This window comes from Variovorax sp. 10L426, from assembly GCF_056395305.1.
Genome location: NZ_JBFTJF010000004.1, coordinates 203,860 through 222,406 on the forward strand (window position 1 = coordinate 203,860; position 18,547 = coordinate 222,406).

The following is an 18,547-nucleotide window of genomic DNA, read 5'->3' on the forward strand; positions in this document are numbered from 1 at the left end:
TCACGCTACAATTGCCGGCTCTGCGGTGGCTGTAGCTCAGTTGGTAGAGTCCCAGATTGTGATTCTGGTCGTCGTGGGTTCGAGTCCCATCAGCCACCCCAAACCATCTTGATCAAAAGCGCCGACCCATGGTCGGCGCTTTTTTTTGTTCGGCTCGTTGTGGCAATTGGGATTTGAATTAGAATTTTTGCTTTCCAATTCGGAGGATTAGCACCGATGGCCTCAACCCTTGCCGACATCAATTCCCAGATCAAGAAGCATGATGAGCAGATCGCGCAATTGCGCAAGCAAGCCGAAGAGCTCAGAAATCAAGAACGAGCTGGCGTGATCGAGGAACTGCGCAAGAAGATCGCCGAATATGGCCTGACGGCAACCGACCTCAAACTTACGGCGCGCGGTGGCAAGCGGAGCGTCGCTGCGGCACCGGTCAAGGCGGCTGCAAAGTATCGCAGCCCGACCGGTGAAACGTGGTCTGGCGGTCGCGGTCGCAAGCCACGGTGGGTCACCGAGGCCATTGCTGCCGGTAAATCGCTGTCGGAGTTCGAGATCAAGTAAAGATCTTGCACTATAAAAAAGCCCGCAGTCGCGGGCTTTTTGTTGAACTATACCGGCGGCCTCAGTTGACGAGCACCAGCTTGCCCTTCACGCCCCGCGAGCCCATGTGCGCATAGGCTGCTTTCAGTTCGGCCAAGGGCATCGTGCTGTCGATGACTGGCTTGATCTTGCCCAGGCCGTACCACTTTGCCAATTCGGCCATCATCTGCGCATTCGCTTTGGGTTCGCGCTTGGCGAAATCGCCCCAGAACACCCCGACCAGGGCTGCGCCCTTCAAGAGCATCAAATTCAATGGCAGCGAGGGAATGGGTCCAGCTGCGAACCCTACAACCAGGTAGCGACCTCGCCAGCCGATCGAGCGGAATGCCGGCTCTGCGAATTCGCCGCCGACCGGGTCGTAAATGACGTCAGGTCCTTTGCCATCGGTCGCCGCCTTCACTGCGTCACGAAATGCGTTGGGAACACTGTGCGTCGTGTAGTTGATCGTGAGATCCGCGCCAATCGATTTGCAGAGCTCGCATTTTTCGTCGGTCGACGCCGCCGCAATAACTTTTGCGCCCGCCGCTTTTGCGATCTGTATTGCGGCGGTACCGACGCCTCCTGCAGCACCGAGCACCAGCACGGTTTCGCCGGCCTTCAATTGGGCCCGGTCCATCAGTGCGTGCCATGACGTTGCGTAGATCATGATGAATGCCGCTGCGTCAACATATCCGAAACCGTCGGGCAGGGGCATGCACAAGGCCGCTGGCGCAATCGTGTGCGTTCCGAAGCCGCCGGTGCCCGACAGGCATGCAACGTTCTGACCCGCGCGCAGGTGCGTGACGCCTTCACCCACCGCGGCGATGATGCCCGCGTATTCGGACCCTGGAACGAATGGCAATGGCGGCTTCATCTGGTACTTGTTCTGTACGATCAGCAGATCAGGAAAATTCAGGCTGGCAGCCTTGATCTCGATGAGCACCTGGCCTGGACCGGGTTGAGGGGTCGGCAGTTCTTTCCACGTCAGCGCGTCGACGCCGATGGGGTTCTCGCAGAGCCATGCGTGCATGCTCGTGTCTCCTGTAATGAATCTGGATGGTGAAGAATGCGGGCCATGATAGGCGGGGTCCAATGACCGTGTTGTCCCAGTCGCGACGCACCCGCCGCCTACAATCGCGCGGACTCATAGACACCATGAAGATACTTATTTCGAACGACGACGGTTACCAGGCTCCCGGCCTCGTCGCCTTGCACGACGCGTTGATGGAAATTGCCGATGTCGAAGTGGTTGCGCCCGAGCACAACAACAGCGCCAAGTCGAACGCACTCACGCTGGCTGCGCCGCTGTATGTGCATACCGCGCACAACGGTTTTCGATACGTCACTGGAACGCCGGCCGACTGCGTGCATATCGCGCTGAAAGGCCTGCTTGACTATCGACCGGACCTGGTCGTCTCCGGCATCAACAACGGTGCCAACATGGGCGATGACACGATCTATTCGGGCACAGTCGGTGCGGCTATGGAGGCCTATCTTTTCGGCATACCGGCGATCGCCTTTTCTCAGATCGAGAAGGGATGGGCACATGTCGATGCTGCGGCACGTGCGGCGCGGCGTCTCGTCGAGCAGATCGAACAGGAGCGGATGCTTGGGGGTGGCGCATTTCTGCTGAACGTCAATGTGCCGAACCTGCCTTTTGATGCGCTGAAGCCGGTCAAGGTTTGCAGGTTGGGGCGCCGTCATGCCGCTGAAAAGGTGATCACGCAAGACAGTCCGCGCGGCGAGACGATGTACTGGATTGCCGGTGCGGGCGGCGCAAAGGACAGCGGTGAAGGCACGGATTTCCACGCGACGGCAGCTGGCCATATTGCGTTGACGCCGCTGCAGATCGACTTGACGGATCACGCCCATCTCGATCAATGGCGCGACACGGTGGCTCGCCTGGGCGAGCCATCCTGACATGGCCGCCCAGCGACCCGGCTTCCCCGTGCGGCTGACGCCCTCGGCCTCTTCCCCCGCCCGAAGTCGGGCGCCGGCAGTGCCCGCGAAGCCGACTGTTCAAGGGGCGCCCTCAATGGCCTCCGATGCAGTGCGCGCGCGCATGGTCCAACGGCTCGCTGCGCAGGGTATTGCGGACGGGCGCGTGCTGCGCGCAATGGGAGTGGTCGAGAGACATTTGTTCGTCGACAGTGCGCTGGTCAATCAGGCTTATGAAGACACCAGCCTGCCGATCGGATTGGGGCAGACGATTTCCAAGCCCAACGTGGTGGCAAGGATGGTCGAGTTGTTGCTTGGTGCGCCCGCGTTGGCGAACAAGCCGGCGGAGCGATTGGGTCGCGTGCTGGAGATAGGCACTGGATGCGGTTATCAGGCCGCGGTGCTAGGACAAGTGGCGACCGAGGTCTACAGCATCGAGCGATTGCGAGGGCTGCACGAGCGGGCTCGTTCGAATCTGCGACCCTTCCGGTTGGCGACGGTCCATCTCCTGCTCGGCGATGGCATGGTGGGGTACGCCAAGGGCGCGCCATATGCCGGCATCATCGCGGCTGCAGGTGGCGAAGTGGTGCCCGAAACATGGGTCGCGCAACTGGCCGTTGGCGGCCGGATCGTCGCGCCGACACAGTCCGCGCCGGGTGGACAAGCCTTGGTTGTCATTGACAAAACGGCACGTGGACTCGAGCGGCGCATTCTTGAGGCGGTCCACTTTGTCCCCCTAAAATCAGGAATTGCTTGAAGGAAGAACACATGCAGGGTTTTGGCAATCGGGGCTGGCTCGCCGGCATGACGCTGGTGTTCGCGCTCGTGATTGCGGGGTGTGGAGCACCGCGCGGTCCGGTGCCCGTCGAAGATCGCGGCACCATGGCTCGCGCACCGACCGCAGGGGCGAACGGAACTGCAACTCCTGGTGTACCACCTATCACCACCGACGCATCCGGCAAGCCGCTGCCTGGCATCGAGAACTATGGCAAGCCTGGCTACTATGCCGTGCGTCCTGGCGACACCATTCGCCGCATCGGCACCGAAACAGGCCAGAGCTGGCAGAACATCGCGCGCTGGAACAATCTCGATAACCCCGATCTGATTGAAGTGGGGCAGGTTCTGCGCGTCATCCCTCCAGCCGGAGGCAGTGCGACGGCGCCTGCAACATCGGCCGCCGCAGGCACGGATGCATCCGGGGTCGTGACGCGACCTGTGACGCAGCCGATTGTTGCGCCGGCAACCGCGGCGGCTGCGGCGGGTGCTACCGCGGCAACAAGCCCGGCAGCCAAGCCTGCCTCACCCGTGACAGCGTCGCCAACATCACCAGCCGCTGCGGCATCCGGTGATGAAGACGTGGGCTGGATCTGGCCGGCGCAAGGCTCCTTGATCGCCGGCTTCGACGAAGCCAAGAACAAGGGTCTCGACATTGGCGGCAAGGCGGGCGACTCCGTGCTTGCGGCGGCTGATGGGCGTGTGGTCTACGCTGGTGCGGGCTTGAGGGGCTATGGCAACCTCATCATCCTGAAGCACAACAACACTTACCTCACTGCTTACGCGCATAACCGCACGCTGCTGGTCAAGGAGGATCAGTCGGTGCAAAAGGGGCAGAAGATTGCCGAGATGGGCAACAGTGACGCAGACCGTGTCAAGCTGCACTTCGAAATTCGCCGTCAGGGCAAGCCGGTCGACCCGGCTCGGTACCTGCCACCGCGCTAGCATGCCATGGCCGCTTCTCGCCCTTATCGCACTTCGGTCGTGCGGCGAGCGGCGGGTGATGGCGGGATTTCGGGTTTCGATTCGGCGCGAGTCGCCGGAGCTGGGGTCTCGATTGCGTTCCACGGGGCTGTAGATGGGAACGCCGAAGAGGGCCGCGGCGGCAATCCGCGCGATGGCCTTCCGGTTGACGTGGCGGGTGAAGGCGGCGACTCGCTGACGCTCTATTTGCGTGAGATCCGGCGAACTCAGCTTTTCACTCCCGAAGAAGAATACCGAGCCGCGTGCGCTGCGCGTGCCGGTGATTTTGCGGCTCGGCAATCGATGATCGAGCACAACCTTCGCCTGGTGGTCAACATCGCGAAGGCCTATCTCGGACGCGGCGTGCCCATGGCCGACCTGATCGAAGAAGGCAATCTCGGCCTGATGCATGCGATCAACAAGTTCGAGCCGGAGCGCGGGTTCCGCTTCTCGACTTACGCGACATGGTGGATCCGACAGTCGATCGAGCGTGCGGCGATGATGCAAGCACGCGCGATTCGGTTGCCGGTGCATGTGGTGCGCGAACTCCAGCAAGTGATGCGTGCCCGCCGCGCTCTGGAAGGTGATTCAGAGTTTCTCGCTCGCCGGCCTGATGGCGTGCGGGTCGAAGACGTCGCGGCACTTCTCGGGCGTGAGGTGCAAGAGGTGGCGGACTTGATGGCGCTTGCGGAAGCGCCGCGTTCATTGGATGCGGGCAGCGAACGCGGCGATGAAAGCTTTACGCTTGCAGATACCGTGGCGTCGGACGATGAAGGCGCCGACCCGACCGGCGTCACTCAGACGCACGAGGTCGAGAAACTCCTCGATCAATGGATTCTTGTGCTCACCGAGCGCGAGCGCGAAGTCCTCGAAGGCCGCTACGGTTTGCATGATCGCGATCCCGAAACGCTTGAGGTCCTGAGTGTGCGTCTCGGCCTTACGCGTGAACGCGTAAGGCAGATCCAGAACGAGGCGCTCGCCAAGATGCGTCGCCAGTTGGCTCGCGCCGGTGTGCAGCGCGACGCACTTTTGTAGGGTCTGAGAATATCCGTTCCCTTGGCCTGAGACAATTCGGCCATGACGGATTCGATTGAGAAGAAAGAGGCGCAGCGTTCTGGCGGTGAATGGCTGCAGGTCGAGTCGCTCGACCTTGATGCACAAGGCGTGGCGCACAAGGCCGACGGCATGGTGGTGTTCATTGAAGGTGCCTTGCCTTTCGAAGAGGTGCAGTTCAACGTGCACCGCAAGAAGAACAATTGGGAGCAAGGCACCGTGACGGCAATTGGCCGCGAGTCTTCGCAGCGAGTGCGGCCGGGCTGTCCCCATTTCGGCTTGCATGCGGGTGCTTGCGGCGGCTGCAAGATGCAGCACCTCGATGCGGCCGCACAGGTCGCGGTCAAGCAGCGCGCGCTGGAGGACAACCTATGGCATCTCGGCAAGGTGCGTCCCGAGAACATGTTGCGTCCGCTCGAAGGGCCTGCCTGGCACTATCGCTACCGCGCGCGGCTGTCCGTACGCCACGTCGTGAAGAAGGGAACGGTGCTGATCGGCTTCCATGAGCGCAAGAGCCGCTATCTGGCAGACATGAAGGTATGCCCGGTGTTGCCAGCACAGGTCAGCGACATGCTGATGCCGTTGCGGGAACTCATCGGTTCGTTGGATGCTCGCGATACCTGTCCGCAAATCGAGTTGGCCTGTGGCGACGCACCGGACGGTCTTGGCTTGGGCGTCATCGCGCTCGTGCTGCGGCATCTGGAGCCGTTGTCGGGTGCTGACATTGCCCGGCTCAAGGCATTCGCGGTGCAGCACGAGGGCGTCCAATGGTGGCTGCAATCCAAGGGACCCGAGACGGTCAAGTTGCTTGAAGAGGGGGGCCCCCCTCTGGCCTACCAACTGCCTGAGTTCGGCGTGAGGATGCCGTTCAAGCCGACAGATTTCACACAGGTCAACCCACACATCAATCGCGTGCTCGTAGGTCGCGCGCTTCGTCTGCTTGACGTGCGGTCGGACGAACGCGTGATCGACTGGTTTTGTGGCCTGGGGAATTTCACGCTGCCGCTTGCGAGCCGGGCGCGCGAGGTGCTGGGCATCGAAGGCAGCGATACGCTGGTGGCACGCGCCACCGACAACTTCGAGCGCAATCGACCCGCCGTGCCCGGCCGGCGCTCGCTCGTAGCGACGAGATTCGTTGCGCGCAATTTGTTCGAGATGACGCCTGAGATGCTCGTGGCTGACGGTGCTGCGGAAAAGTGGCTCGTCGACCCGCCGCGCGAAGGAGCATTTGCGCTCGCAAAGGCGCTTGCGGATCTACATCAGCAGGGCAGAGTCGGGCGCGAGGGATGGGCGCCCCCGAAGCGCATCGTCTACGTGAGCTGCAATCCTTCAACGCTTGCGCGTGATGCGGGGCTGCTGGTCCATCAGGCGGGCTATCGGTGCACGTTTGCGGGGGTGGTCAACATGTTCCCGCACACGGCGCATGTGGAGTCGATCGCGGTGTTCGACCACCCATGAAAAAGGGCCCTCAAGGGGCCCTTTTTGAAGGAAGGCGAAGCTGCGTCAATCGCGATCGCCGCCGAAGACGCCGAGCAGGATCAACAGGCTCTGGAACACATTGAAAAGATCCAGATAGAGCGCGAGCGTTGCGCTGATGTAGTTCGTCTCGCCACCGTCGATGATCTGCTTGAGGTCATACAGCATATAGGCCGAGAAGATCCCGATGGCGACAACCGAGATCGCCAGCATGCCAGCGCTCGAACCGACGAACACATTGATGATTGCGCCGACCATCAGAACCATGGCTCCAACGAACAGCCACTTCGCCATCCCCGAGAGGTCGCGTTTGATCACCGTGGCGAGCGAAGCCATCAAGAAGAACACGCCGGCGGTGCCACCGAAGGCGGTCATGATGAGTTCGGAGCCATTCTTGAATCCGAGCACCATCGCGATCAGGCGCGACAGCATCAGGCCCATGAAGAAGGTGAAGCCCAGCAGAACCGGGACGCCCGCCGCCGAATTCTTTGTCTTTTCGATCGCGAACATGAAGCCGAACGCGCCGCCCATGAACACCATGAGTCCCAGGCCGCCCGTGAGGGAGCGAGTAATGCCCGTGGCAACGCCCAACCAGGCGCCGAGGACGGTTGGCAGAAGGCTCAGGGCAAGCAGCCAGTAAGTATTGCGCAGGACGCGCTGCCGATCCGCCTGAGCCAGTGTCTGGCCGTAGGCGACTGATGTATCGAGGGTGTTGACGCGGTCGTTCATTGCTGAAACTCCAGGTGTGTGCTGCAACGCTGCAGTTTGGGCGCATTCTAGGCCGCTGCAAGGGCGGCAATTCACAAATACCCGTGTCCGGACAGTCTTAGCGCGCGCCGGGGTGGCGGCCCTGGACGATGCGAGCGCTATGCTTGGGGGTTACGCAACTTTCCCCGAAGATCATGAAGACAAAGTCATTTCTCGAACTTGCCGATGTCAAGGCGATCGCAGCGGCAGCGGAAGCCGAAGCGCTCAAGAACAACTGGGCAGTGACCATCGCCATTGCCGATGACGGCGGCAATCTGTTGTGGTTGCAGCGCCTCGACGGTGCTGCAGCGCTTTCATCGCACATCGCCCCTGCCAAGGCCCACACGGCCGCGATGGGCCGACGTGAAAGCAAGACTTATGAGGACATGATCAACGGCGGCCGTACGTCCTTCCTGACGGCTCCTGGCGTGCATGGGTTGCTTGAAGGCGGCGTACCCATCGTGAAAGATGGCCACGTGATCGGAGCAGTTGGGGTGAGCGGCGTGAAGTCGAACGAAGACGCGCAGATCGCACGGGCCGGCATCGCCGCAATCGGCCTCTGAGATTGTCGTCCGCGCAAAGCAAAAACGCCGACCAAGTGGGTCGGCGTTTTTTTGGGGGGCCTCATGGGGGAAAAAAAGCTTGGCTGGTCGGCGAACCGTTGGCTAGCAAAAACGACCCTTTGGAGTGGAATCTCCTTGAGTCGCCCCACGATGAAACTTGCCCTAGTAGCGCAGCTGAATCTTATTTGGTCAGGATCAGCTTGCCGAGTTTGGTGGCTTGCAGACGATAGAGCGAGCCGTTGTGCAGGATACCGACCGTCTTGCCGCCTTTGAGAAGTTCCGTGCTTTCGACCAGGGCTGCAGGCCGCATTGCATCGCCTGAAGCGCGGCCGCCACCTGCATGGTCCAGCGAGGGATGGCTCAATATGGGGAAGGCGTTGGGCGTAGTTTGCATTTGAAGGCTCTTTATCGAAGCGATGCGCAAATGATAATGATTCGCAATAAAAAGTCAATCGGATCGATGAAGATTTTTGGCTTGCACCCATGCCTCACTTGGGATCAGGTTCAGTGATGAAGCCGATCTTGCGCACGCCTGCTTCGCGAGCCGCAGACATCGCCTGCGCGACGCGCTCATACCGTACTGCCTTGTCGCCGCGAATATGCAACTCGGGTTGGGGCTCCTTGGCGGCTTCGACGGCGAGCCGCCCCTTCAATTCGGAATCATCGATTTTCTGTTCGTTCCAGTAGTAGGAGCCGTCCGCCGCTACGGTGAACAAGATGTTCTGCGGCTTCGTCTGTTCGGGTTCGCTAGTGGCGCGCGGGAGGTCGATATTCACTGCATGCTTCATGACGGGGACGGTGATGATGAAGATGATCAAGAGCACCAACATGACATCCACCAAAGGGGTCATGTTGATCTCGTTCATGACCTCATCAGGTTCGTCTTGGGTTCCGAAGGCCATGATGCTCAGCCCTTCTTGAGTGCAACGACCGTGGCCTCGCCGCCGCTTTGTACACGGGCGCCGGTTACGAAGTAGGCGTGCAGATCGTGCGCAAAGCTATTGAGCTTGGTCAGCACAAATTTGTTGCCACGAACCAGCGCGTTGTATCCCAGAACCGCGGGAATCGCGACTGCAAGTCCCAGCGCCGTCATGATCAGCGCTTCGCCGATCGGGCCGGCTACTTTGTCGATCGTTGCTTGGCCGGCGGACCCGATGCTCATTAGCGCGTGATAGATGCCCCACACGGTGCCGAACAAACCGATGAATGGAGCGGTCGAACCCACTGACGCCAGGACAGCGAGTCCAGTCTGCACGCGTGCTGTAAATTCGTCGATGCCATTGCGCAGTGCGCGCGTGATCCAGTCGCTCACGTCGAGCGCATCGTGGAGGTGGGCTTTCGTGTTGCGATGATGTGCGGCGGCCTCGCGGCCTTCGAGTGCAAGCGCTCGAAACGGATTGGTATCGTCCTTGCCGAGCTTGTTGAGCGCCGTCGCGAAGTCCTCGCTGTGCCAGAAGTCCTGCGAATGCTTGGCCAAGCGCTTGTACCTGATGACGTCGAGCGCTTTGACCAGGATGACGATCCACGAGGCGAGCGACATGCCGATCAACAGGAGGGCGACGGCTTTGGTGACGAAGTCACCTTGATGCCAGACGTTCATCAGGCCAAATTGGGAATTCATGCGAAATTACTCCAGAAAGATTAATTGAGTACCCAGTTGATCGGCACGTTGAACTCCATAGGTTCAACGACTCCGTTGCGTTTACCTGGCACGTAGCGCCAACTCATGACCGCAGTGCGTGCTGCCTGATCCAGTCGTTCGTAGCCGCTTGATGTGCGAATGCTCGCCTGCTTGGGAAGGCCGTCGACGTCGATCAGTACGCGCACGACCGTCTTCCCTTGCTCGCCAAGGCGCTTGCTGATGGCGGGGTAGATTGGTTTGGGGTTTTGCAGATAGTCTGCATTGCTTGACGGCAACTGGACTGCCGACGGTGCTGGTGGCGCAGGTGCAGGGGCCGCTGGCTCTGGAGGGGCCGGCGCCGCGATCGGTGCAGGCGGAGGCGGCGGCTCGATGCTGCCCGTCGGTGCGTTTGGCGCGGGTGTCGGCTTCGCCTCTCGAATGGCCTGCGGCCTGGGCGGCGGTGGCGTTTTCGTGATCTGCCGTTTGGGTTCGGGCGGTGGCGGTGGTGGGGGCGGTGGTGGCTCGGTCGGCTTGGGAGGTTCGATGAACTCACTCAAGATTTCCACCGGAATGACCACCTCCGCGGCGCGGCGCAAGAGGCCGCTTTGCAGCGCCCAGAGGGCGGCCACGTGCGCCAAAACTACGCCGCCCGCAATAACAGCATTGCGCGACAGCCCAAGGGCCGATGTAGAGGGGGAGGAGAAGCGATCAGACACGATCAACCATTCGAGAATGAGCACGCTTTGAAGTGCCCCGGATGCAGCAGAACCGGTAGGCCAACTACTTGCGAAAAATCCACCAGACTGAACTGGCGACGAAGATCAGGCTGCCGACGAGGGCTGCGAAGAGTTCCATGCGTTGCTTTCCTTGATGGAATTGGCAAGCTGGATCGCCCTTGGGTTCGTTTCGCGGGTGAGCGCGGCGACCGGGTGCAAAGCGCTGCATTGAGCGACGACATCGCGCGCGCAACCTTCACATTGGCCGCACTGGGTGGCCACGCCGAGTTCAAACTGCACTTCGTCAAAAGTCATGCCGGCGCGCACATGGCGTGCGATTTCACGGTCAGAGACACGGCGGCATACGCAAACGATCATGGCCTGGAAGCGACTTGGCTGGCTGTTTTGAAGAGGAGTTCATTATAAATACGAATTCTTCGCATTTGCAATAACTATCACGCCGGCAAGGCGACAAACGGTGATGCTCCGTCAGTCCCTGGGCGAGTGGTCCGCTGACGCTGCCAAAAAAAAGCGGGGTCATGCCCCGCCAGCCTGATGTTGGGTAGCTCTATTCGATCTCGCCCATCTGCGATTGCAGATAGTTCTGTAACCCTACCTTGCCGACCAGATCGATCTGGGTTTCGAGGAAGTCGATATGGTCTTCCGTGTCGTCGAGGATCTCCTGCAGAAGGTCTCGCGACACATAGTCGCGCACTCCTTCGCAATGGGCGATGCCCGCCTTGATGGTCGCTTGCGCGCCGGTTTCCGACTTGAGGTCGCACTCCAGAATTTCGGGGACATCTTCGCCCACGTTGAGCTTGGCCAAGTCCTGGAGGTTGGGGAGGCCATCCAGCATGAAGATGCGGTCCATGAGTTTGTCCGCGTGCTTCATCTCGCCGATCGATTCTTCGTACTCCTTCTTGGCAAGCTTGTCCAAACCCCAATGTTTGAGCATTCGGTAGTGAAGAAAGTACTGGTTGATCGCAGTCAGTTCGTTCTTCAGCTGAGCCTGGAGATGGCCGATGACTTGAGGGTCGCCCTTCATGGTTTTTCCTTGTTCTTGAAAGGGTCGATTGTGAGCTTGTCGTGCCGCGGCGCAAGCAAACCCACGCTGCACCGCTCTGCATGCGTGTGAGGTTGATAAGTGTTCGCATTCGACGTGACCGCCCTTGCCCTCATAGGGATTGGCTCCGTTTTACATAGAGTAAAACTATCAATATGATGCAATTGGTAGTTATACTGATCACTCGTTTTTTTCATCAGCAACAAGGAACCCATTAATGTCCCTGATCAATACCGAAATCGTCCCGTTCAAGGCCACCGCGTATCACAACGGCAAGTTCGTGCCGGTCACCAACGAGAACTTCAAGGGCAAATGGTCTGTCGTGGTTTTCTATCCGGCCGACTTCACCTTCGTGTGCCCGACCGAACTCGGCGACCTTGCCGATCACTACGCAGAGTTCAAGAAGCTGGGCGTCGAGGTGTATGGCGTGTCGACGGACACGCACTTCACGCACAAGGCTTGGCACGACACGTCGGACACGATCGGCAAGGTGCAATACCCCCTGATTGGCGACCCGAGCCAGCAACTCGCGCGCGCATTCCAAGTGCTGATCGAAGAGGGTGAGGATGCAGGCCTCGCCTATCGCGGCACCTTCGTGATCGACCCCGCAGGCAAGATCAAGACGATCGAAGTGCACGACAACGGCATCGGCCGCGATGGAGCCGAGTTGCTGCGCCGCGTAAAGGCTGCGCAGTATGTCGCGGCCCACCCCGGTGAAGTCTGCCCCGCCAAATGGACGGAAGGCGCCGAAACGCTGAAGCCTTCGTTCGACCTGGTCGGCAAGATCTAAGTCACCTCCGCGCCACGGCCCGGGCGCCCCGGCTCCCGGGCTTTTTTATTTCCGTTCGCAACCACGAAGTGAGGCCCACCATGCTCGACGCCGGCACCAAGTCGCAACTCAAAAGCTACCTCGATCGCATCAGCCAGCCGGTCGAAATCGTCGCGTCGCTCGATGACACCAAGGCATCGAGCGATCTGCAATCGCTGCTGAAGGACATTGCGGAATCTTCCGCGCTGGTAAAGGTCACCGAGAGCCGTGGCGACAACCAGCGCAAGCCTTCCTTCTCGATCAATCGGCCGAGCGAAAACCACGGGCCGCGTTTTGCCGGGCTGCCGATGGGCCATGAGTTCACTTCGCTGGTGCTTGCATTGCTCCAGGTCGGCGGTTACCCGCCCAGGGTCGATGACGCCGTGCTTCAACAGATTCGAGCGCTCGATGGTGATTTCGAGTTTGAGATCTACATCTCGTTGACGTGCCACAACTGTCCGGATGTTGTGCAGGCGCTTAACTTGATGGCGACACAGAACCCACGCATCAAGACGACGATGATCGATGGTTCGCTGTACCAGGATGAAATCAAGGAGCGCCAGGTCATGGCCGTCCCGACCGTCTTCCTCAATGGAACGGAGTTCGGGCAAGGTCGCATGACCCTTGAAGAAATCCTCGCAAAGATCGATAGCAGCGGCGTCGAGCGCGAAGCCAAGAAGATTGCCGAAAAAGAACCGTTCGACGTACTTATCGTGGGTGGTGGTCCTGCAGGTGCGGCAGCGGCTGTCTATGCGGCGCGCAAAGGAATTCGTACGGGGGTGGCGTCCGAACGGTTCGGTGGCCAGGTGCTCGACACCATGGGTATCGAGAATTTCATCTCGATCAAGGAAACCGAAGGGCCCAAGTTCGCTCTCGCCCTCGAAGAGCATGTGCGCGACTACGACGTCGACATCATGAATTTGCAGCGGGCCGCCGCCCTTGTACCGGGCGACGAAGTGATCGAGATCAAGCTCGAAAGCGGTGCGTCGCTCAGGAGCCGTTCGGTCGTGATTTCGACCGGAGCACGCTGGCGCAATATCAATGTGCCGGGAGAGCACGAATACAAGAACAAAGGCGTGGCCTACTGCCCGCATTGCGACGGTCCGTTGTTCAAGGGCAAACGGGTCGCCGTGATCGGCGGTGGCAATTCGGGCGTCGAAGCTGCGATCGACCTGGCCGGCATCGTTGGGCACGTCACCCTGATCGAATTCGACATGCAGCTCCGAGCGGACGCCGTGCTGCAACGCAAGTTGCACAGCCTGAGCAATGTCGCGGTCGTCACCAATGCGCAGACGACGGAGATCACAGGCGACGGACAGAAGGTCAATGGCCTGATCTACAAGGATCGCGCGACAGGCGAGAGCCACCGAGTGGCACTCGAAGGCGTGTTCGTACAGATTGGATTGGTGCCGAACACCGATTGGCTCAAAGGTACGGTCGAACTGTCGAAGCACGGGGAAATCGTGGTCGACGCGAGGGGGCAGACTTCCGTGCCGGGTGTGTTTGCGGCAGGCGACGCGACGACGGTGCCGTTCAAGCAGATCATCATCGCGGCGGGCGACGGAGCGAAGGCCGCTCTCAGCGCCTTTGATCACCTGATCCGCACCTCCGCGCCTGCCGAGGAAGCGGTCGCCGCCTGACCTCGCCGCCCGGGCGGCTCAGTACGTCAGCCGCTCCGGACGCAGCTCCTGCAGGATCGTGGTCGCGATTTCTTCGATTGACTTGGTGGTGGTTGAAAGCCATCGAATGCCCGCCCGTCGCATCATGGCCTCGGCCTCGCTGACTTCGTGCCGGCAGTTCTCGATGCTGGCATAACGCGAGTTTGGCCGGCGTTCGTTGCGGATCTCGCTCAGCCGTTCGGGCTGGATCGTGAGGCCGAAGATCTTCTTGCGATGCGGCAGCAGGGCCGGCGGCAATTGGCGGCGATCGAAGTCCTCGGGGATGAGCGGGTAGTTTGCCGCTTTCAGGCCATGCTGCATGGCGAGATACAGCGAGGTCGGCGTCTTCCCGCTGCGGCTGACGCCGACCAGAATCACATCCGCTCCGTCGAGATCCCGGTTGCTCTGGCCGTCATCGTGCGCAAGACTGAAATCGATGGCCTGGATCCGCTCGTTGTATTCCTTGCTCTTGCTCACGTCGCTGAAGCGGCCGATACGATGGTTCGACTTCATCGCCAGTTCGATTTCGAGCGGGCGAACAAAGGTGCCGAACATGTCGAGCAGCATGCCCTTGCAGCCGGTTTCGATCACCTCGAGCACTTCCATGTTTGCCAACGTCGTGAAGACGATAGGGCGCAAGCCCTCGACCTCCGCGGTGTGATTGATCCGTCGAACCGCCTGGTGCGCCTTGTCGACCGTGTCCGTGAAGGGCAGCCGCACATGGCGGGGCTTCATTTCGAATTGGGCGAGGACGGCATTCCCGAAGGTCTCGGCGGTGATGCCGGTCCCGTCAGAGACGAAGAAAACGGTGCGGGTGTGCATGATCTGGCTGCCTTTTCCATAGGCGCGCGCCGATCCGTGGCGCGCCTACAATTCGGCCCATTATCGGGAATGCGGATCGCCGTTCCCTACCGAAATCCTTCCATGCACCTCTCGTCAGCGCCCAAAGCAAGAAGAATGATCGCGTTGAGCCGCCTGCATGCAGCATCAGTTTCAACTTCTGGAGCTTCCCCATGTCTGCACTCTTCGAAGCGACCGCCCTGGTCGTACCGTTTGAAAACCTGAGGATGACCGACGTCGAGTCGGTCGGTGGCAAGAATGCCAGCCTCGGCGAGATGATTTCCCAGTTGCCCCAGGGTGTGCGTGTTCCTACGGGATTTGCGACCACGGCGCACGCATTCCGGCAGTTCCTCGCTCACGATGGCCTGGCCGACAAGATCAGCGCAAGGCTTGCAAAGCTCGATACCGAGGACGTGCGGGCCCTGGCCGCTGCCGGCGCGGAGATCCGCGCGATGGTCGAGGCGCAACCATTCCCGGCCGACCTGCAGAAAGCCATTCAAACGGCATTCGCAACCCTTTCGGCTGGTAATCCCCATGCCAGTTTTGCCGTTCGTTCGTCGGCCACCGCCGAAGACTTGCCGGATGCTTCCTTCGCGGGTCAGCAGGAAACCTTTCTGAACGTGGTCGGCATTGAAGACGTCCTTCACAAGATGAAAGAGGTCTTCGCCTCGCTCTACAACGACCGCGCGATCAGCTACCGGGTCCACAAGGGCTTTGCGCACGATGTGGTAGCCCTCTCGGCGGGCGTCCAGCGCATGGTACGCAGCGATTTGGGAGCCGCCGGCGTGATGTTCACCATCGACACCGAATCCGGCTTCGAAGATGTGGTTTTCATCACATCCAGCTATGGTCTGGGCGAAACGGTCGTTCAGGGCGCCGTCAATCCTGACGAGTTCTATGTGCACAAGCCGACGCTGAGGGCTGGCAATCGTGCGGTCATTCGCCGGAGTCTGGGTTCGAAGCTGATCCAGATGGAGTTCGCCACCGCGGCAGAGAAGGCTGCCACCGGCAAGCTGGTCAAGACCACCGACGTTCCCGCCGAACAGCGCAACCGCTATTCGCTGAGCGATGCCGACGTCGAGCAACTCGCGAAGTACGCGCTGGTCATCGAAGAGCACTATGGCCGCCCCATGGACATCGAGTGGGGCAAGGACGGTACCGACGGACAGCTCTACATCCTGCAGGCCCGTCCTGAAACCGTGAAAAGCCAGCAGCAGGGCAAGGCTGAACAGCGCTACAAGCTGCTTGGCAGGGGTGCCGTGCTGGCTGAGGGGCGCGCAATCGGGCAGAAGATCGGCACCGGCCCCGTTCGCCTAGTCCACAGCATCAGCGAAATGGACAAGGTGCAAGCCGGCGACGTGCTCGTGACCGACATGACCGACCCCAACTGGGAGCCGGTGATGAAACGCGCCGCCGCCATCGTCACGAATCGTGGCGGGCGTACCTGCCATGCGGCCATCATCGCGCGCGAACTCGGCATTCCGGCTGTCGTCGGTTGCGGTGACGCCACGGACCTCTTGAAGGACGGCACGCTCGTCACGGTGAGCTGCGCCGAGGGCGACACGGGCTTCATCTACGACGGGCTCCTCGAAACCGAAGTGACTGAAGTCAAGCGGGGAGAGATGCCGGACATCGACCTCAAGGTGATGATGAATGTCGGCAATCCGCAATTGGCCTTCGACTTCGCTCAATTGCCGAACCATGGCGTCGGTCTGGCGCGGCTGGAATTCATCATCAACAACAACATCGGAGTGCACCCCAAGGCGATCCTCGACTACCCGAATGTCGACGCCGATCTCAAGAAGGCGGTCGAATCGGTCGCGCGTGGGCATGCATCCCCGCGTGCGTTCTACGTCGACAAGGTGGCGGAGGGTATCGCGACCATCGGCGCCGCTTTCTGGCCGAAGCCGGTGATTGTTCGCCTGTCCGACTTCAAGTCGAACGAATACCGCAAGCTGATCGGTGGAAGCCGCTACGAACCCGAGGAAGAAAACCCGATGCTCGGCTTCCGTGGTGCAGCACGCTATCTCAGCGAGGATTTTGGCGAGGCGTTTGCCATGGAGTGCGAGGCGCTCAAGCGCGTGCGCAATGAAATGGGCCTGACCAATGTCCAGATCATGGTGCCTTTCGTGCGCACGCTCGGCCAAGCCCAGCGGGTGACGGAGCTATTGGGCGAACACGGCCTGAGGCGAGGGGAAAACGAACTCAAGCTGATCATGATGTGTGAGGTGCCGAGCAATGCCGTCCTGCCGGAGGAGTTCCTGGAGTTCTTCGACGGCTTCTCGATCGGATCCAACGATCTGACCCAGCTTACGCTGGGTCTTGATCGCGACTCCGGACTCGAATTGCTCGCAGCGGACTTCGATGAGCGCGATCCGGCCGTCAAGGCTTTGCTCAGTCGCGTGATCAAGGCCTGCAAGGCGCAGGGCAAGTACGTCGGCATCTGTGGACAGGGCCCCAGCGACCATCCCGACTTTGCCCTGTGGTTGGCGGAGCAGGGTATCGAGTCGATTTCGCTCAACCCTGACAGCGTGATTGATACCTGGAAGCAACTTGCTCAACGCTAAAGGGAAGGCGCGGCGGGGACGACCGAACTGTCACCGCTGCGCAACGACTTAGGTCACACGGATCGTTGTAATCCCTATGTCAGCTTGTTGTATTTGCAACCAGATGCATCTTTGATGTCAAACTTGCCTCCCAAGGGGGCGCAGTACAGGGGGCGTACACGCTGGTCGGCTGACCAGCGTTGAGTGCGTTCCGACTTTGGCGTCGAAAGCATGATTCTTGTCAAGACAGAAGCTGGGCACCAGGTGCTCAAGGATCGATCGTTGCGGCTGACCGCGCGACAGCGCTCCGCGTTCATTCTTTTTGACGGCAAGCGGTCCGTGAGCGATGTGATCGATGCCGGGGTAGGCATCACCCGAGAGGTGATAGATCAACTTGTCCAACTCGGGTTGCTCGAGAATTCACATGGATCGGTGGGGAGCGCCAGCTCAGGCGCGGTGCCGGCGCAGCTCCGATCCGTTTCCGCGGAGCCGGCGCCGGCGGCCATCGTCCCTCAGCCAGTTGATGGTCGCTCGAATCAGCAGCGCTACAAGGATGCGTATCCCATCGCGACGCAGCTCACCGGAGGGCTCGGATTGCGCGGATTCAGGCTCAACCTGTCGGTGGAGAAGACCTCTACCTATGAGGAATTGCTCGACCTACTTCCAAAAATCCGGGGTGCCGTGGGCCCGGAGAAGGTCGTGGCGCTGGAGCGCGCATTGATCGGCGATTGAACGGGCAAGCGCCTGCTATAATTTCTGGCTTTGCCTTGCCACACCGCGACCGACGCTGCGGGTGGCTTAATCCCTTCTACGGAAGACCCACAAGGAGCGCTATGCGTCACTACGAAATCATCTTGCTGATCCACCCGGATCAAAGCGAACAAGTTCCAGCCATGCTGGAGCGCTACAAAGGCCTGATCACGGCCGGCGGCGGCAAGGTCCACCGCGTTGAAGACTGGGGCCGTCGTCAACTGGCCTATCAGATCAACAAGCTCAACAAGGCGCACTACCTGTGCGTGAACATCGAAGCTGAACAAGCTGTGATGGCCGAACTGGAGCATGCGTTCAAGTTCAACGACGCCGTTCTGCGCCACCTCACCGTGGTCAAGAAGAAGGCCGAAACCGGCCCTTCGTCGATGATGAAGACGGTCGAGCGCGAAGAGGCCCGCAAGGCCCAGCAGGCCGAATACGCCGCCAACAACAACTGA

Annotated in this window: 21 protein-coding genes and 1 tRNA gene; 13 read left to right on the top strand and 9 right to left on the bottom strand. The window is 60.4% G+C overall.

All coding sequences use genetic code 11. The annotated features are described in order from the left end of the window. The first annotated feature begins 25 nt into the window (after positions 1 to 25). Positions 26 to 101: transfer RNA gene (locus tag AC1DHL_RS07580), tRNA-His, on the top strand. 115 nt (positions 102 to 216) lie between these two features. Then, entirely contained in the window at positions 217 to 555 is a 339-nt protein-coding gene (locus AC1DHL_RS07585; protein WP_478097166.1) for an H-NS histone family protein, read from the top strand. A 61-nt stretch (positions 556 to 616) separates the two neighbouring features. On the opposite strand, the gene AC1DHL_RS07590 is transcribed toward AC1DHL_RS07585, so the two are convergent. After that, positions 617 to 1,603, bottom strand: a complete 987-nt coding sequence (locus tag AC1DHL_RS07590; RefSeq protein WP_478097164.1) for an NADPH:quinone oxidoreductase family protein — start codon at positions 1,601 to 1,603, stop codon at positions 617 to 619. 125 nt (positions 1,604 to 1,728) lie between these two features. Between AC1DHL_RS07590 and surE the strand changes: the two genes are divergently transcribed. From surE to rlmD, 5 genes are read left to right on the top strand one after another with little or no spacing between them, the layout of a single operon-like run. Further along, the gene (surE, locus tag AC1DHL_RS07595; protein ID WP_478097536.1) at positions 1,729 to 2,493 is read left to right on the top strand and encodes a 5'/3'-nucleotidase SurE; all 765 of its coding nucleotides are present in this window, start codon (positions 1,729 to 1,731) and stop codon (positions 2,491 to 2,493) included. Position 2,494: 1 nt separating this feature from the next. Further along, positions 2,495 to 3,268 (top strand): protein-L-isoaspartate(D-aspartate) O-methyltransferase, encoded by a 774-nt coding sequence (locus AC1DHL_RS07600; protein ID WP_478097162.1) that lies wholly within the window; start codon positions 2,495 to 2,497, stop codon positions 3,266 to 3,268. A gap of 11 nt (positions 3,269 to 3,279) precedes the next feature. Beyond that, positions 3,280 to 4,230 carry a peptidoglycan DD-metalloendopeptidase family protein gene (locus tag AC1DHL_RS07605; RefSeq protein ID WP_478097160.1) on the top strand — a complete coding sequence of 317 codons (951 nt, stop codon included), beginning with the start codon at positions 3,280 to 3,282 and terminating at the stop codon, positions 4,228 to 4,230. Between the two features lie 6 nt (positions 4,231 to 4,236). Further along, complete coding sequence (locus tag AC1DHL_RS07610) at positions 4,237 to 5,283, top strand: sigma-70 family RNA polymerase sigma factor (protein WP_478097158.1); 1,047 nt, start codon at positions 4,237 to 4,239, stop codon at positions 5,281 to 5,283. A 42-nt stretch (positions 5,284 to 5,325) separates the two neighbouring features. Continuing rightward, a complete protein-coding gene (rlmD, locus tag AC1DHL_RS07615) occupies positions 5,326 to 6,759 on the top strand; it encodes a 23S rRNA (uracil(1939)-C(5))-methyltransferase RlmD (RefSeq protein ID WP_478161581.1) in 1,434 nt (477 codons plus the stop codon). Between the two features lie 45 nt (positions 6,760 to 6,804). Here the strand turns inward: rlmD and AC1DHL_RS07620 are convergent, their stop codons facing one another. Further along, positions 6,805 to 7,506 carry a Bax inhibitor-1/YccA family protein gene (locus AC1DHL_RS07620; protein ID WP_478097154.1) on the bottom strand — a complete coding sequence of 234 codons (702 nt, stop codon included), beginning with the start codon at positions 7,504 to 7,506 and terminating at the stop codon, positions 6,805 to 6,807. Positions 7,507 to 7,679: 173 nt separating this feature from the next. Between AC1DHL_RS07620 and AC1DHL_RS07625 the strand changes: the two genes are divergently transcribed. Next, the gene (locus AC1DHL_RS07625) at positions 7,680 to 8,087 is read left to right on the top strand and encodes a GlcG/HbpS family heme-binding protein (RefSeq protein ID WP_478097152.1); all 408 of its coding nucleotides are present in this window, start codon (positions 7,680 to 7,682) and stop codon (positions 8,085 to 8,087) included. A gap of 181 nt (positions 8,088 to 8,268) precedes the next feature. On the opposite strand, the gene hemP is transcribed toward AC1DHL_RS07625, so the two are convergent. The 6 genes from hemP to bfr all read right to left on the bottom strand — a co-directional run bounded on the left by hemP (position 8,269) and on the right by bfr (position 11,469). Beyond that, positions 8,269 to 8,481 (bottom strand): hemin uptake protein HemP, encoded by a 213-nt coding sequence (hemP, locus tag AC1DHL_RS07630; RefSeq protein WP_478097534.1) that lies wholly within the window; start codon positions 8,479 to 8,481, stop codon positions 8,269 to 8,271. A gap of 94 nt (positions 8,482 to 8,575) precedes the next feature. Next, complete coding sequence (locus tag AC1DHL_RS07635) at positions 8,576 to 8,989, bottom strand: ExbD/TolR family protein (protein ID WP_478097150.1); 414 nt, start codon at positions 8,987 to 8,989, stop codon at positions 8,576 to 8,578. A 5-nt stretch (positions 8,990 to 8,994) separates the two neighbouring features. Beyond that, positions 8,995 to 9,708, bottom strand: coding sequence for a MotA/TolQ/ExbB proton channel family protein (locus tag AC1DHL_RS07640; RefSeq protein ID WP_478161582.1), 714 nt, complete (start codon positions 9,706 to 9,708; stop codon positions 8,995 to 8,997). A gap of 20 nt (positions 9,709 to 9,728) precedes the next feature. Further along, positions 9,729 to 10,427, bottom strand: a complete 699-nt coding sequence (locus AC1DHL_RS07645; protein ID WP_478161705.1) for an energy transducer TonB — start codon at positions 10,425 to 10,427, stop codon at positions 9,729 to 9,731. A 102-nt stretch (positions 10,428 to 10,529) separates the two neighbouring features. Continuing rightward, positions 10,530 to 10,802, bottom strand: a complete 273-nt coding sequence (locus tag AC1DHL_RS07650; RefSeq protein ID WP_478097146.1) for a (2Fe-2S)-binding protein — start codon at positions 10,800 to 10,802, stop codon at positions 10,530 to 10,532. Positions 10,803 to 10,992: 190 nt separating this feature from the next. Further along, the gene (gene bfr, locus AC1DHL_RS07655; protein WP_478161583.1) at positions 10,993 to 11,469 is read right to left on the bottom strand and encodes a bacterioferritin; all 477 of its coding nucleotides are present in this window, start codon (positions 11,467 to 11,469) and stop codon (positions 10,993 to 10,995) included. 235 nt (positions 11,470 to 11,704) lie between these two features. Between bfr and ahpC the strand changes: the two genes are divergently transcribed. Continuing rightward, entirely contained in the window at positions 11,705 to 12,277 is a 573-nt protein-coding gene (ahpC, locus tag AC1DHL_RS07660; protein ID WP_478161584.1) for an alkyl hydroperoxide reductase subunit C, read from the top strand. 80 nt (positions 12,278 to 12,357) lie between these two features. Continuing rightward, a complete protein-coding gene (gene ahpF, locus AC1DHL_RS07665; protein ID WP_478161585.1) occupies positions 12,358 to 13,935 on the top strand; it encodes an alkyl hydroperoxide reductase subunit F in 1,578 nt (525 codons plus the stop codon). 18 nt (positions 13,936 to 13,953) lie between these two features. Here the strand turns inward: ahpF and ppsR are convergent, their stop codons facing one another. Beyond that, on the bottom strand, positions 13,954 to 14,775 hold the full coding sequence (ppsR, locus tag AC1DHL_RS07670; protein WP_478097142.1) for a posphoenolpyruvate synthetase regulatory kinase/phosphorylase PpsR: 822 nt from the start codon (positions 14,773 to 14,775) through the stop codon (positions 13,954 to 13,956). A 191-nt stretch (positions 14,776 to 14,966) separates the two neighbouring features. Between ppsR and ppsA the strand changes: the two genes are divergently transcribed. The 3 genes from ppsA (at position 14,967) to rpsF (ending at position 18,547) form a co-directional block, all read left to right on the top strand. Then, entirely contained in the window at positions 14,967 to 17,360 is a 2,394-nt protein-coding gene (ppsA, locus tag AC1DHL_RS07675; RefSeq protein ID WP_478161586.1) for a phosphoenolpyruvate synthase, read from the top strand. A gap of 210 nt (positions 17,361 to 17,570) precedes the next feature. After that, the gene (locus AC1DHL_RS07680) at positions 17,571 to 18,071 is read left to right on the top strand and encodes a hypothetical protein (protein ID WP_478161587.1); all 501 of its coding nucleotides are present in this window, start codon (positions 17,571 to 17,573) and stop codon (positions 18,069 to 18,071) included. Positions 18,072 to 18,172: 101 nt separating this feature from the next. Beyond that, complete coding sequence (gene rpsF, locus AC1DHL_RS07685) at positions 18,173 to 18,547, top strand: 30S ribosomal protein S6 (RefSeq protein ID WP_093109828.1); 375 nt, start codon at positions 18,173 to 18,175, stop codon at positions 18,545 to 18,547.